Consider the following 15,103-nt stretch of genomic DNA (forward strand, 5'->3'; position numbering starts at 1 on the left):
TCATCGAATATCAAGAGCGAGCCGTACTCGCGGGTGATTTCTCTTAAGAAACCGAGATAACTCCGCGATTGCAGAAGAAGGCCATTGTTGGCCGGTACCGGTTCAATAATCACCGCCGCTATTTCCGCACCATATTTCTTGAAAATTTCTTCGACACCGTCAATTTCATTTAACGGTACAACGAGCGTATGTTTGGCAAAATCATCCGGAACACCGGCCGAGGCCGGGATGCCGAGTGTGGCCAGGCCGGAGCCGGCTGAGGCCAGAAGGTAGTCGGAGTGGCCGTGATAACAGCCGGTAAATTTGACAATCTTATCTCGTTTCGTAAAAGCCCGCGCCAGGCGCAGTGCCGACATGACCGCTTCTGTCCCCGATGAGACAAAGCGCAGGAGTTCGATATGAGGGCAGAGCTTCTTGATCATCTCAGCCAGTAGAATCTCATATTCATGCACTGTCCCGAAACTGGTGCCGTGACGAGCCGTCTGGCCGATCTCTCTTATTATATCGGGGTGTGCATGCCCAAGGATCAGCGGGCCCCATGAGCCGCAAAAATCAAGGTACCGATTACCGTCGACATCATAAACATAAGCGCCCTCGCCCCACTCCATATAAATGGGCGTTCCGCCAACCGCCTTGAATGCCCGCACCGGGGAATTAACCCCGCCGCTGAGACTTTTCAATGCCCTATCGTAAAGCTCTTTCGATTTTTCGTGCTTAAGCATTATTCCATCCGTTTTTTGAGTAAATCGCGCAGGTGATAGGTCAGAATCATATCCGCTCCCGCCCGGAAAATTGCCGCCAGATTCTCCATCACCAGATCCCTTTCCACCGCCATCTTCTCTCTCGCCATCAATTTCACCATACTGTACTCCCCCGAGACATTGTAGGCCGCTACCGGAAGCGGGGAGTGCTCTTTGAAAATCCGGATAATGTCAAGATAAGCAAGCGCCGGCTTGACGCCTCACGGGCGTTGCGGAAATCCATCTGGTAGCTTTTCCGGTCGCCGAATTTCGGGGCGCTCTCGGCGGCATCACGGAACGGCCCATAGTAAGATGAGGCATATTTCGCCGTATAGGCCATGATAATGGCATCATGATATCCTTTGTCCTCAAGTTTGCGGCGAATATACCCGATACGGCCGTCCATCATGTCTGATGGCCCCAGGCAGTCGGCACCCGCCCTGACCAGCGACAAAGCCATCTCCCCCAGCCGCTCCAGGGTAGGGTCATTATTGATCTTGCCGTCCTTGACAAATCCGCAATGACCGGTGTCGGTGTATTCACAAAGGCAGACATCGGCCGCCACAAAAATCTTCTCACCGTACTTATCTTTCAATCGCCGCACTACCTGAATAACCGGATTCTTATCATGATCGGCCCTGGAAGCCTCCGCATCTTTTTCTGCGACCACGCCGAACAGCATAATCTTGTTTATCCCGAGTTCATAATCGGCCTGGAACTGCTCCATGAATTTATCTTCGGGATCGCGATAAATCCCCGGCATCGAGCCGATTTCGGTTCTCCTGGTGCCGGTCTCGGTGACGAAATAGGGTTGTATCATTTTGACGGCATCCACTCTGATTTCAGCCACCAAGTCACGGATGACTTTATTCTGCCTGAGTCTTCTAGGACGGTTCAATATCTGCATATTACAAACGCTCCCTTATTTTCACGGCTATATCATACAGGTCGGCCTTGGCCGGCATGTAGTCGGTTTGACGGTTGTGCTCAGCGAGGGCCTCTGCCGTCGGACGCCCGATCGAGGAAACCCAGGCCTTTGCCGGCAGGTTATGTCCCAGCTGAAAATAATATTTGACCGAAAGGGGACTGGTAAATATAAAAAACTCGATGCTTCGCGAATCAATGGAGGGAAGAGATTCTTTCGGAGTCGGTAAAGTCTTATATAGATTGACTCGCGTTACTTGATGTCCCGCGGCGGTCAGCCCCTTTTCCAGATGATCCGGCGCTTCCTCACCCTGCGGCAATAGTATTTTCACCGTTTCTTTTCCAGTGCTTTTCGGCCACTCCTCAATCAGTCCCGTGGAATCCTCCCTCTGCGGAATGAAATAGACCGGCATATCCAACTTCTCCAGCAACTCGGCCGTCTTACCTCCCACCGCTGCGATTTTAGTCTCCGGATTTATCTTCAGGCTCCATTTATCCAATATATCTTTAAAGATCCGGACCGTATTCTTGCTGGTGAAAATTATCCAGTCAAATTCCTCAAAGCGAGATATAATTTCATCAACTACATTTTTATTATAAGCAGGCTGGATCTGAAAAACAGGGTAATAGATGATTTCCGCCCGCCCGTCAAATGACCTGAAAAATTCGGCTCCTTCATCCTCACTGCGGGTAATTAGAACTTTTTTTTTGATTGCACTCTGTTTTTTGTCGGCTGCATGCGTCAGAGATAAAAAGGCTTTCTCAATCAATACGCCGACATCTTCGCCATAATCGGCAAAGAGAGCGGGCTTGCCCCATCGGTCCCCATCTCTGACTCCCAAAAAGGCCTTAAGGAAAAATCCGTTGTTTCTTCTGACAGAGGTCACCGCCAGGGGTAGCTGGCAGCCGCCTTCAAAACGGGTCAAGAGTCCTCTTTCCAGAACAGCCGTTAATTCGGCACCGTCCTCATTCAAACGGGAAATCATGTTTTCAATTTCAGGGTCGTTGGCGCGAATCTCTATGGCCAGAATTCCTTGCCCCGGGGCAGGGATAAATTCCATTCTATCAAGCGGGTAGTATTTCAAATCGCCGGTGTCAAGTTTCAATCTTTCCACGCCAGCCCTGGCAATCAGAATGGCATCAAATTTCCCATCCTGGAGTTTCCGCACCCGGGTTGGGACATTGCCGCGTAACGGCTCAATTTTCAGGTCAGGTCGATAATAGGCTATCTGTGCCTGCCGGCGCACCGAACTGGTTCCAATCGTAGAGCCATGCTTCACGGGAAATTTCTGCTCCGGATCGTAATTATCGGGACGAACAAGAAGTAGTTCCGAGGGATCCTCCGGATTGCAGTAAGCGCCCGCTTTAAGCCCTTCGGGAAATTGCGTAGAAAGGTCTTTCAGAGAATGAACAGCCAGATCAATTTCCCGGGAAAGCAGTGCCTCTTCCAGTTCTTTGGTAAAGAAGTTTTTCCCTTCCATCTGGTCAAAACTGAGAGTATCGATCTTATCGCCGGTAGTCTTGATAATCTTTATTTCGGAGTCGAATCCGAGCCGGGCCAGATAGGTTTTTATGAGATTTGCTTGATACAGGGCCAGGTCACTGCCCCGCGAACCGATTATGAGATGCATATTTACCGCGCGCTTTTTACGAAATACGAAAGCCTTATTTCCTGGTCCAGATCAGCATTGGCGATATTCTCGGCAAGCTGCTGGGCCGGAAGGTAACAGGCGCGGGCGAGGACTTTCTTGCTCCAGTAGAGCAGAAGCTCCTGATCGTCGGTCGAAAGATGAGAAAGTTTTCCTTTGAAAAGACTATTGAGTCCCTCCTGCGCCAGAGACATCGATTCATTCATGGCGGAGTCAAAGAGGGGAGAGATGTACTGTGTGATTTCCTTCTTAAGATATGCTTTTACCTGCTCTTCAATCAAGTGGCTGGCCTGATCCACCGTCCGAAACCGGTCACGACGGTTTTTCTGGGCCAGAATATTCAGCTTCTCCAGATTCCAGATTTCGAGTCTCTCGGAATCAACCAGATCGGCTGCAAAGTCCCGGGGAATCGCCAGGTCAAAAGCATAGATTTTCTTCTCGTCCGCCATTATTGCCTTTAAACGGGCGGCTGTGAAGATTGGTTCCTGACTGGAGGTCGATGAGATGATAATATTGACTTTTTGTTTCCCCTCCAGAAAATCACCCAGGCTGACCGCTTTGCCGCTGAATTTCGTGGCAAATGGCTCCACTTTGGCGGTTGTCCGATTCACAAAGTAAAGCCGGTTGTCGTGCCGTTTCCGGATAATATCGGCCATTTTCGGGGTCATTGCCCCGGAACCGATTATGGCAATGCCGGCCTCGGGGTTCCGGCCGATAATTTCCGAGAGCCTCAGCGCTACCAGCGAGGCCATGGAAACCGGCTTCTGCCCCAACTCCGTTTCAGTCCGGACTTTCTTGGCCGCTTTGTAAGCCGCGGAAAAAAGTCTCTCAAGGACAGAACCAGAAAGAGCGCTCTCCTGGCAGAATTGATGAGCATCCTTAATCTGCCCCAGGATCTGGGCTTCGCCGATAACGATGGAATCCAGCGACGCCGCTACCTCGAAAATATGCCTGACCGCCTCGCGCCCGGAAAAGAGTCTAAAATTGTCAGGCTCAAAATTTACCTTCGAGTCCTTGTCCTGGGTCTTGAAAAAGAAATCAAGTATCCGATTTCGAATGGCCGCCACATCATGGTCGGCTTGGGGCATAACCACCATGAATTCCACCCGATTGCAGGTGGCCAGATAGACTAACTCTAACGCTGCCAGTGTCTTTTTCAGCGCCGACAGCTTTTCGGTCCGCTCGGTCTCTGGAATAGTCAAAGCTTCCAGAAGTTCCAGCGGGGCTCTCCCCAGTTTGGTCGAGATGCAGGCTATTTTCGAAATCGTCTCTTTCATGTTAGGGGGAAATTAGATGAAACCATACAAAATTTGTCATAAAATTGTCACAGAAAGCGGCTTTTTGGAATTTTTTATGAAAAAATACAAAATTTGTCATAATAGAGTATCACAGTCCTCTAATTTCCACCGTGAACAGAGTGTAATAGATTGAAAAACAACAAAATATCTTCAAATATGAGAAAATTTGTCGTAATTACTATTGCGAAAGTTAGAATGTTCTAATATATTGGAGATTATGAAACTGACTCTAAAAGAAGAAGATTATCTGGAGACAATCTATCTCCTGTTGCATCGGGGCGAGTTGGTAGGAATTTCGGACATTGCTCGGGCACGCGGAGTCACCCTGCCGACCGTTTTTTCTGCTGTTAGTCGCTTAAAAGATAACGGCTTAGTTGCCCAGTCACATTATGGGAAAGTCACTCTTACCGCTGAAGGGGAGAAAGCGGCCGCCGAAGTCTTTGAAATTCATCGGATTCTAAAAATGTTCTTTATCCAGGTGCTGCAGCTTCCGGAGGAGCTGGCTGAACAGAATGCCTGTCGAATTGAGCACGGGATCAGCCGCGAGGCTATCAAACAGCTGGAGGGTTTCGTTGACCTTGTCCGCAGTTGCTCCGGAAAAGGGGAAGGTTGCCTGCTTCGGGGACAGCTCACCGATAAGCCTGAGTTATGATAAATTACATATTGCAATCCTCGAAAGGGAAGAAACTTGCCATGAGCCTTGATCAATTGAAACCGGGAGAAACGGGAATAGTGATTTCTGTAGCCGGAGCCGGTGCGGTTAAGCGACGTCTTCTGGATATGGGGATTCACAAAGGGCAAACAATTAAGATGATCAAAGCTGCCCCCCTCAGAGATCCCTTGCAGATATCGCTGGCAGGCGGACATTTTTCTATTCGGCGGAGCGAGGCTTCCCTGATACAGATCGAAATCGAGTCGGACAGATTCCGTGAATGATAGGAAAAAGTTCACTATAGCTCTGGTCGGCAATCCCAATTGCGGCAAGACCTCAATTTTCAATCATCTCACCGGGGCTCATCAGAAAGTGGCCAATTTTCCGGGTGTCACGGTCGAAAAACGCACCGGCGAGCGTGAGCACAACGGATATGACCTGACTTTCGTGGATCTTCCCGGAACTTACAGCCTGACCGCCCATTCGCCCGATGAGAAAGTTGCCCGTGATTTTATCCTGAATGAAAACCCGGCTCTGGTGATCAATGTCATCGACAGCGGCAGTCTCGAGCGGAGTCTGTATTTGACCATGCAACTTATCGAGATGGGCGTTGATGTTGTCATCGATCTGAACATGTGGGATGAGGCCGGCAGAGATGGTTTACAAATAGATATACAAAAGCTTTCCGTTCTCCTTGGAGCGCCGGTAGTGACAACGGTCGGTAACAGAGCTGAGCGGATTGATTCTCTTTTGGAGGCGGCCACATCATTGTTAGCTGATAGAGACAAAGGGCATCGCCATCCGCCGATTACTTATGGACCAAAGCTTGATGACCTCGTGACCGATTTGTCGAAAGAAGTATCGGTTTGCGGGCATTGTCGCGCCTGCGGCAACCCGCGCTGGCTGGCAGTGAAGCTTCTGGAGGGGGATGCTGAAATCAGGAAAAGGTGCCTCGCCGATAATGTCGGAGATACTTCCCTTAAATCGAAACTGGAATATTCCGAGCAGCATATCCTGGCCACGACCAAACAGGACCCGGAATTCGCCATCTCTGAGGGAAGATATGGATATGTGGCCGGAATAGTCCGTGAGGTGATGAAACGTCCGCAGAGTGACCGTATGGGGCTTTCGATAAAAATCGATAACTTTCTCACGCACCGGCTCTGGGGATTCCCGATATTTCTTTTCATCATGTGGCTCATTTTTCAGGCCACATTCAAATTTGGCTCTTACCCGACGGACTGGATTGAGGCCGGGGTCACCTTCCTCCAGAATATGGCCGGCCTGCTTCTTCCCGCCGGAGCCCTCTCCGATTTGATCGTGCGGGGCATCCTGGGTGGAGTTGGCGCCGTGGCCGTATTCCTCCCCAATATCGTTATCCTTTTTGCCGGTATTTCAATCCTGGAGGATTCCGGATATATGGCGCGGGCGGCGTTCCTGATGGATCGTTTGATGCATTTTCTGGGATTGCACGGAAAATCATTTATTCCGCTCCTGATGGGTTTCGGCTGCAATGTTCCGGCGATCATGGCCACCCGCACATTGGAGTCTCTTCGCGACCGCATCCTGACCATCCTGCTCATCCCGCTCATGTCCTGCAGCGCCCGTCTTCCGGTCTATATCCTATTTGCCGGCGCTTTTTTCGGGGCGGCCGCCGGCAATGTTATTTTCTCACTTTACCTGATAGGTATAGCGGCCGCCGTCATCCTGGCCCGGCTGTATGGGAAAACTATCCTCCGTTCCGACAGCACTCCGTTTGTCATGGAACTGCCCCCTTACCGCTGGCCGACCTATAAATCAATCTTCATCCATATGTGGGAAAGAACGAAAGTCTATTTGCGGAAAATGGGGGGCGTGATACTGGTCGCTTCGGTAATTCTCTGGCTGCTTGGTTATTTTCCCCGGAAAACCGAGCTTTCTCAGGATTATGACTCTCAAGTGACACAGCTGTCCTCAATCAAAACTCCGGAGTCGGAAATACAGATCGCGCAGCTTCAGGCCATGAAAGGAAAAGAGGAACTGGAATACTCCATGATCGGGAAGCTGGGCAAGGCGCTTTATCCTATCTTCCGGCCGCTCGGATTCAGCTGGGAAATGGGCGTTTCGGTCCTCACCGGATTTTTCGCCAAAGAGGTAGTAGTTTCAACTCTGGGGGTGCTGTACCGCATGGGGGATAATCCGGATACTCTTATGGCCGCACTGCAAAGCCCGGCATCCGGTATAAGTAAGCTGGCCGCCTATGCTTTCATGATATTCACTCTGCTTTATACCCCCTGCATTGCCGCTATCATGGCGATCAGGCGCGAAATAGGGAACAGGTGGATGCTCTTTTCGGTGATCTTTCAGTTCCTATTCGCCTGGCTGGCGGCATTGGCGATTTATCAGCTGGGTACTATATTCCTGTAACAAAAATTATATCTTCATTGAATATTCAATTTCAGTTGAGTTGATTCATTTAAAGCTGCGGGGCCTGACTGCGTTCGTCACGCTGCAACTTTTTGTACAGCCACAACGGATATATCAGCCCGCAATACAGAACCGCCGGACCGAATGTCGCTCCGAGTGCAATGGCCGGATTTACCTTGAACACCGATAGCAGCACCGCTAAAATCCCCGATATGACAAACAGCCAACCGCCCAGAATATGGGTCCTGCGCCAGACTTCCTCCGAGGCCAGAGTCCAGGGGTTGCGAATCCCAAAAAAGAAATTGCGCGGCAGTTTGGGGAGATAATTCCCCATGAAGATAAAGAGCAGTCCCAGGGCAATTCCCAGAAGATACGGTTCCAGCTTGCCGTGACGCGCGGCATAGATAATGATTATGTACATGATAAAGAAAAAGACCAGCGCCATGTCGCGGAATATCAAAAAGATATGGTACTTAGATTGTATCTTTTTCCAGAAAGGGTCTATCATAGGAATGAAAGTAAGCAGTAAATACAAACCGATCGACATACCCAGATAGAGCGCGATGAAAGTTCCTTTCGAGGAATACTGGTCAACTTTGCCGTGGAAATCAAAATGCGACGGCACCTGCGCGGGGAGCGATGAATAGAAATAGAGCGACAATATCACGAACAGAGCGATTATCGCAAAAGGAAATATCTCTCTTTTAAGATTCCATTTCATAATTACCTCTTTTTGCCGGTGAATTTGGTCATATATTCGAGGGCGGTTTCAAAAATGCTCATATTTATCGAATAGCGGATAAACTGCCCCTCTCGCTCGGAGTCCACCAGTCCGGCCCGTTTGAGAATATCGAGATGGTGCGAGAGAGTCGGCTGCGAGACCGCAATCTTTTCCAGAATCTCCGTGGGGGTCAAATCCCGCTCCCGCAGAAGCTGGATGATTTGCCGCCGGGTCGGATCGCCCAGAGCTTTGAAAAATTCATTCAATGGTTTCATAATTGTATATATCTACATATGTCTACTTATCAATATATAGAAAGGTTTCGGCCTGTCAAGGGATTTCTTTATTTTTTTTTCGACCAAACAGCCGGGGACGCCATAAGAGTGATTCCTCATCCGGATAGAAGAGATATTTTATCTGCTATCTTTGTGCTATTATTTATGTTGACGTCTGTTTTCCCGGAAATGTATATTCCCTTGACGAAACTGAGGATTATTTTTTCGGAAAAGTCACAATAAAATCAAAGGAGACTGCCATGTTTAAGGCTCTACTTGTCCGTGCAGCAATTATGGCTGTGGCGATGACAATTCTCTTTGCGCTTCTGGCCGGCGCCGGAGTCAAAGAGAAAGTAACCTATCAGGGCAATAAGGCCCGGATAGCGGTCGGGACAATCAAAAACAAGTCCGCCGACTGTGATGATGAAATGGCCGCCTCGATAGGCGAGATGCTTTCCACCGCGCTGGCCAATAACGAGAAATTTATCGTTCTGGCCAGCAAGGAAGAGGTCGAGGAACTGGCCGAGGAAATCGATCTGGGCGAATCGGAATATGTGGAGGAGGGACGCGGGGCGGAAAAAGGTTTGATGGAAGGGGCGGATGTTCTGGTAACCGGCTCGGTTACCGGATTTGAACCCGAAGCCAGCGGCGGTGGCGGCGGTCTGGGAGCGCTCAAAAAAAAGGCTTTCGGCAAGGTGGGGCTGCAGAGCAAGAGCGCCAAAATATTGATAGATATCAAGCTGATTGATATTCGTACCCGGCGGGTTATCAAGGCGATGTCGCTTGAGGGTGAATCGACCAGCTGGGGCGCCGATGTGGCCGGCGGCGGCTTGGTTGAGGATGTCGCTCTGGTCGGCGGGCTGGGGTCTTATTCCAACCAGCCGATGGAAAAAGCTATTCGTGATGTGCTGGCCAAAGCGGCCAACAAGATCGGCAAAGATGTCCCCGAGGAGTACTATCGTTACACCGGGCAGGGGCAATACACCCAGCAGTACGGCGAGAGCGGCGCCAAACAGGCGGCCGGGAAGACCGGCGGTGAAGAAGGAACAACCGGTGGCAAAGCCGCCGCAGGCAGTGAAGGTACCGGTGCGGTCAGAACCGAAAACATGAAGCTTTTCACCAAGTATGATTTTATTCCCGGAGATCAGGTTATATTCTATGATGATTTCTCCGGCGAAGAGGTTGGCGAGTTCCCCTCGAAATGGTCGCTTGATGAAGGCGTTTTCGAAATTGCCGCGAAAGGGGATCGGAAATGGGTCATGTGCACCGACCAGGGTTCAATCCGCCCGAAAATGAAAACCACTCTTCCTTCCAGATTTACCGTCGAGCTTGATATATACAGCAACGGCGCCGACCAGTCGGGGCATTACTATTATATTTATATCCTTGATGCCAACGAAAAGAGAATTGCGGAATTCAATGTAACCAGCGGAAAAAGCACAAGTGTCTCCATTTATGGGAAGGAGATTTCTGCCAAAGAACTTACCTCCAAATTGGGCAAAGGGGCGCATACCATGAGGATCATGGCGACCCCAAGCACCATGAAATGCTATGTCGATAACGAACGAGTGGCCAATGTCCCGGAAATTGAGGGATTCCAGCCGGCGATGCTTCAAGTTTATTGCGACCCATGGAAAGAGCAGGGGAATCCGATGCTGATGGGGACGCTGCGGGTGGCCGAGGGGGGCAAGTCGATGCGCCAGCAGCTCGATGAAACCGGCAAGATCGTCACCCACGGGATTTTGTTTGATTCCGGCTCCGATGTAATTAAAGGCGAGTCATACAAAACTCTCGCCGAAATCGGGCAGCTTATGACCGATGACCCGGCCTTGAAACTTTCTATCGAAGGGCACACCGATAGCGATGGGGAAGAGGCATACAACCTGGATTTGAGCCAGCGCCGGGCCGCCTCGGTGAAAGCATATCTGGTGAGTAGCTACCAGATTGACGGATCGCGTCTGGAAACCAAGGGATTCGGCGAGAGCAAGCCGATTGATGCCAACACTACGGCTGAAGGGAAAGCCAATAACCGCCGCGTCGAACTGGTGAAATTATAGATTTTTGTAGGTCGGGTTTCGAAACTCCGCGTTAGCGGAGAGGAGAAACCCGACTTGATTGTTGTAGGGGCGACCCGCCTGCGACGGGCAGTCGCCCAAAACGGCTGCACAGGGAATAGGATTAGGCAATTATTAACGGCATGAATAAGTTCTTATTATATCTTTGCATCATTTCTGCAAGCATCTCTATATGTTTCGCGGCAGCCTCTGCCAAAACGATAAATTTCCAAGATACGGTATTTCGGGAAGCAGTAAACCTCGACTATTTTCGGCGGCATCCAAGCGATGGCGTAGAAATCGATAGTACTCGGAGTCCTCAAGCTCCCGCTCTAATATTTCACAATCCTATTTCTTTTCGAGACGCGCACTTTGGTTTTCCTGCTGATTTTGGACATATGCACTTTGATTCGAGGGCAAATTTTATAAATGTGCACGCTGAGAGTTCAGCAGTGTTTGCTTACGTCACTTTTGATTCGATGGCCCATTTTGGATTGGCGCAGTTTGCATTTCCTGCAAATTTCTCGCATGCGCGCTTTGAAACATCGGCCAATTTTCAAGGTACTCGCTTCGATAATGCTGATTTTCAAAGTGCATACTTTGGTGATACTGCACATTTTGGTGCCACCTGTTTCAATTCTTGGGCCAACTTTACGCGGGCTCAATTTGCTTCATATTCTATTTTTAAGGATGCGCGCTTTGCTTCATCGGTCTTGTTCTATAGCGCAGTATTTGATTCAACGGCCAATTTTTGGAGCGCCAAATTTGACTCATTGACTTCCTTTAGGGAAGTGCGTTTCGCCTCATCCGCCGTGTTTTACGGCGCGCGATTCTTGGATGCGGTATCTTTCTACAAGGCTGAATTGCCGCGCGAGTTAGATTTCAGATTTGTCACCCATATAAGTGAAGAAATAGATCTTTCCTTTGCCTTGCTTGATAGTGCTGCACCTAAGTGCCAAATTGCCCTTGTGGGTTCCAATATTAGTAAGATCAAGTTGGATATGCGGCTTTTTGAGCTATGGTTTCCCGCCGATACAACCTGGGTCAGAGACGCTTTGTACAAAAATACTGATACTGTGGAAAGCATAGATAGCATTACCTATGACCAACGCATAGGTGTCTATGAGCAGGTTCTGAAGAAATTGAAAGACGACGGTTTTATGGAGAGTTACAAGATGCTCGACATTGATTATAAGCGACTCAAATATGATCACATGAGCGAGAAATGGTACTTATGGCCTGTGGCCACATTCCTAAACATCTTTCAAGTGATATGGTGGAATTATGGCTATAGCCCTGAGTTAGTCTTCCTTTGGACATTTGGATTGTGGCTGGTTATATTCTCGCCTGTTAACCTGTGGTTATATCCGCGCCTAAGCCAGGAACTCTACGTCATTGACTTCCTTGAAAAGAAAAGAGAATTATATTTAGGCAAAGGTAAAGCACGTAATTATCCATATTATGGAATTCATGTTATCACCTATACAGCCATTATATTCTTTGGTCTAAAAATGGATTTGGATAAATTCGAAGAAGGAGCGGTAAAAAATCATCCGGCGCTTTTTTCATATTTGATGCTTATTTATGCGTCGGGTCTTTTCTGTTTAGGCTTTATTGTCAACATCATTTTCACGAGGTAGATGTTATATAATAGCCGCGTAGGGGTTTGATTTATCAAACCCCTAATGGTGTCCGAAATTTGCAGGGGTCGACCGACATATCGACCCAATAATTCTATGACTCGAAATATCACTATGATTAGACTGACTCCGAATGCCATCGCATCGTCACGCCAGGCAGCTCTCTGGCTGATGATTGCACTCCTGCTTTCTCTCGTATTGGGCTGCGGCAATAAAGGCAAAACCGATCTGTCAGGAAAAGTGGTTGCCCCGCCTGCCATCGGGAACTGGAAATTGCAGAATGCCTCCGAAACCTACGACCGTCGCACCATTTTTGATTATATCGACGGCGCCGGTGAGGTCTATCTGGCCTATGATTTCCGCCGTGTCGAGGTGCATCATTATGCCGGTCAGAATAAACCCGACATAACTCTGGAAATATACGACATGGGCTCTGCTGAGAACGCCTATGGCATTTTCAGTTACACTCGGGAAAATGATTCTACCGGTATCGGGCAGGGATATGACTATCTGGGAAGCCTCTTCTGTTTCTGGCAGAACAATTATTTCGTCAGTATTACCACTGTCGAGGAAACGCCCGATACAAAAGAGGGGTTATACGGCCTGGCGCGCCAAATATCCAACCAACTGCCGAAAGGTGGCGAAAAACCACGGCTGCTGAAATTGCTACCGCTTGAAGGGCTAAAGAGCTCCAGCCTTCTCTACCTGCATTCTTATCCGGTACTTAATAACGAATATTTCTTGTCTTCGGAAAATATCCTCGGGCTGGATTCGACTACCAATGCCGTTCTGGCAACCTACGAACCGGATCGCTCTATTCTCCTGCTGATTCAGTACCGCTCAGCCGAAAAAGCGGAATCCTCGCGAAAGCGGTTTTCGGAGGCGTACACTCCATCGCCTGATCAATCGGGTTTCGCCGTGCGTGAAAACGGCCGGGTGCTGATGATAGCGCGGGAAGGGAAATATCTGGCCATTGTCCTCGAAGCCCCCTCACGCCAGACAGCCGCCGATTACCTTGAGAAAATAAAAGCGCTTATTATCCAATATGATCGATGACGAAAGAGAGTTGAGATGATGCTCAAAAAAGAAATCACCCGCCGCGATTTTATCAAGTTCACCGGGGCGGCCACCGCCGGACTGGCGCTGGGACTTCCGTCACTGGCCGAAATCACCGCCGAAAAGGAAGCCTTGAGCCGCGTTATTCTTATTCGCAACCAGAATGTTGTTGCTCCCGACGGCACAATTAATGGCGACCTCCTTGGCTCCATGCTTGATGAGGCGGTTATGGCATTTTTCGGCGACAAACAGCCGCTGACCTCCTGGCGCAGAATTATCAAGCCCGAGGACTATGTCGGTATCAAAACCAATAACTGGAAATATCTTCCCACGCCGCCGGAATTGGAATCGGCCATAAAGAATCGCGTATTGGAGTGCGGTGTCCCGTCTGAAAATATCGCCATAAGCGATCGTGAGATACTCGAACTCCCGGTCTTCAAAAAAGCCACCGCCTTAATCAATACCCGCCCCATGCGCGCCCATGCCTGGGCCGGGGTCGGATCCCTTATCAAAAATTATATCATGTTCGTGCCCGATCCCTGGAGTTATCATGATAATTCCTGCGAGAGTATCGGCTCCATATGGCTGATGCCACATGTGAAGGATCGGACCCGGCTGAATATTCTGGTTATGCTGACACCGCAGTTCCATATCCTCGGGCCGCATCACTTCGACCGAAAATATGTATGGAACTATGGCGGCTTGCTGGTCGGCACCGACCCGGTGGCGGTCGACACCGTCGGCCTCAAAATCATTCAGGCCAAACGCAAGTTGTTTTTCGGCGAGGATCAGGGATTGAAACCGCCCGCCCATCATATAGAATTCGCCGATAAAAAATTTAAACTCGGCCAGAGCGATTATTCAAAGATTGAGTTAATCAGGCTCGGCTGGAATGAGGATATTTTAATCTAAATAGTTTTATGAAAAAAGTGTCATGACCACAGCGATAAAATTAACCGTGCCCGGTCGACCCTCAAGCCGACCGGCGCAGAAAATAGTACATCTCTAAAATCGGAGGATGTAATGAATGTCGTTGATCGCGCAAAAAATATCATAATGACACCTGCCAGGGAGTGGGAGGTGATCAAAACCGAGCCGATGACCACCGGTCAGATATACACGCAGTATGTCATGGTTCTGGCCCTGATTCCCGCCATTGCCGGTTTTATCGGGCGGTCGCTGGTCGGGATGTCGATACTGGGCGAGGAGTTCCGGATTCCCATCGCACGCGGCCTGGCCTGGGCCGTACTCTCTTACCTGCTCACCCTGGTGGGAGTCTATATTCTGGCGGCCATCATTGATGCCCTGGCGCCCTCGTTCGGCTCAAAAAAAGATATGAGCGCCTCGCTCAAAGTGTCCGCTTTCTCCATGACCGCCGCCTGGCTGGCGGGGATTTTCTCCCTCATCCCGCTTCTGAGCGTCCTGGCACTTGTCGGTCTCTATTCGTTTTATCTGCTTTATATCGGCATGCGCTCTCTTAAAGAGGTTCCGCCGGATAAAATGGCCGGATATTATGTGGTAACGCTGATAGTGGCTATCGTAGTCTATGTCGTTATTGCCGTCGTGGTCAGCGCTCTGACTCTGACCGGTTATGGCGCCGCGGGGATGATGCGGAGCTGGTAGGTTTCTGCCGCCTTGGCTTGTTCATGCAACTGAGAAATATCCAAGGGCTTGGCGCGAAATTTGAC

General features: G+C 49.6%; 13 protein-coding genes and 1 pseudogene. 8 read left to right on the forward strand and 6 right to left on the reverse strand.

The annotated features are described in order from the left end of the window. From NT002_11420 to hemA, 4 genes and pseudogenes are all read right to left on the reverse strand, one after another. On the reverse strand, window positions 1-722 hold a 722-nt coding region (locus tag NT002_11420), incomplete at its 3' end, for an aminotransferase class III-fold pyridoxal phosphate-dependent enzyme (GenBank protein ID MCX6829873.1). After that, window positions 722-1,641: pseudogene (locus NT002_11425) on the reverse strand (porphobilinogen synthase). The pseudogene NT002_11425 and the gene NT002_11420, both read right to left, overlap by 1 nt. A 7-nt stretch (window positions 1,642-1,648) precedes the next feature. Continuing rightward, entirely contained in the window at window positions 1,649-3,295 is a 1,647-nt protein-coding gene (gene hemC, locus NT002_11430; protein ID MCX6829874.1) for a hydroxymethylbilane synthase, read from the reverse strand. 2 nt (window positions 3,296-3,297) lie between these two features. After that, the gene (hemA, locus tag NT002_11435) at window positions 3,298-4,590 is read right to left on the reverse strand and encodes a glutamyl-tRNA reductase (GenBank protein ID MCX6829875.1); all 1,293 of its coding nucleotides are present in this window, start codon (window positions 4,588-4,590) and stop codon (window positions 3,298-3,300) included. A gap of 238 nt (window positions 4,591-4,828) precedes the next feature. Here hemA and NT002_11440 point away from each other — a divergent pair, with 238 nt between their 5' ends. The 3 genes from NT002_11440 to feoB are packed head-to-tail and all read left to right on the forward strand — an operon-like array spanning window position 4,829 to window position 7,669. After that, on the forward strand, window positions 4,829-5,263 hold the full coding sequence (locus NT002_11440; GenBank protein ID MCX6829876.1) for a metal-dependent transcriptional regulator: 435 nt from the start codon (window positions 4,829-4,831) through the stop codon (window positions 5,261-5,263). A gap of 41 nt (window positions 5,264-5,304) precedes the next feature. Beyond that, on the forward strand, window positions 5,305-5,547 hold the full coding sequence (locus NT002_11445; GenBank protein ID MCX6829877.1) for a FeoA family protein: 243 nt from the start codon (window positions 5,305-5,307) through the stop codon (window positions 5,545-5,547). After that, entirely contained in the window at window positions 5,540-7,669 is a 2,130-nt protein-coding gene (gene feoB, locus NT002_11450) for a ferrous iron transport protein B (GenBank protein MCX6829878.1), read from the forward strand. The genes NT002_11445 and feoB overlap by 8 nt, the downstream gene beginning before the upstream one ends. Before the next feature lie 49 nt (window positions 7,670-7,718). On the opposite strand, the gene NT002_11455 is transcribed toward feoB, so the two are convergent. Continuing rightward, on the reverse strand, window positions 7,719-8,390 hold the full coding sequence (locus NT002_11455) for an SdpI family protein (protein ID MCX6829879.1): 672 nt from the start codon (window positions 8,388-8,390) through the stop codon (window positions 7,719-7,721). Window positions 8,391-8,392: 2 nt separating this feature from the next. After that, on the reverse strand, window positions 8,393-8,665 hold the full coding sequence (locus NT002_11460; GenBank protein MCX6829880.1) for an autorepressor SdpR family transcription factor: 273 nt from the start codon (window positions 8,663-8,665) through the stop codon (window positions 8,393-8,395). Window positions 8,666-8,925: 260 nt separating this feature from the next. Between NT002_11460 and NT002_11465 the strand changes: the two genes are divergently transcribed. The 5 genes from NT002_11465 to NT002_11485 all read left to right on the forward strand — a co-directional run bounded on the left by NT002_11465 (window position 8,926) and on the right by NT002_11485 (window position 15,038). Further along, entirely contained in the window at window positions 8,926-10,722 is a 1,797-nt protein-coding gene (locus NT002_11465) for an OmpA family protein (GenBank protein ID MCX6829881.1), read from the forward strand. 140 nt (window positions 10,723-10,862) lie between these two features. Continuing rightward, the gene (locus NT002_11470) at window positions 10,863-12,359 is read left to right on the forward strand and encodes a hypothetical protein (GenBank protein ID MCX6829882.1); all 1,497 of its coding nucleotides are present in this window, start codon (window positions 10,863-10,865) and stop codon (window positions 12,357-12,359) included. Window positions 12,360-12,473: 114 nt separating this feature from the next. After that, complete coding sequence (locus tag NT002_11475) at window positions 12,474-13,415, forward strand: hypothetical protein (GenBank protein MCX6829883.1); 942 nt, start codon at window positions 12,474-12,476, stop codon at window positions 13,413-13,415. A 15-nt stretch (window positions 13,416-13,430) separates the two neighbouring features. Further along, on the forward strand, window positions 13,431-14,327 hold the full coding sequence (locus NT002_11480; protein MCX6829884.1) for a twin-arginine translocation signal domain-containing protein: 897 nt from the start codon (window positions 13,431-13,433) through the stop codon (window positions 14,325-14,327). 111 nt (window positions 14,328-14,438) lie between these two features. Further along, window positions 14,439-15,038: a Yip1 family protein gene (locus tag NT002_11485; GenBank protein ID MCX6829885.1), complete on the forward strand. Its 600-nt coding sequence runs from the start codon at window positions 14,439-14,441 to the stop codon at window positions 15,036-15,038. Window positions 15,039-15,103 lie beyond the last annotated feature (65 nt).

This window comes from Candidatus Zixiibacteriota bacterium (assembly GCA_026397505.1).
Classification (GTDB): Bacteria; Zixibacteria; MSB-5A5; order GN15; family PGXB01; genus JAPLUR01.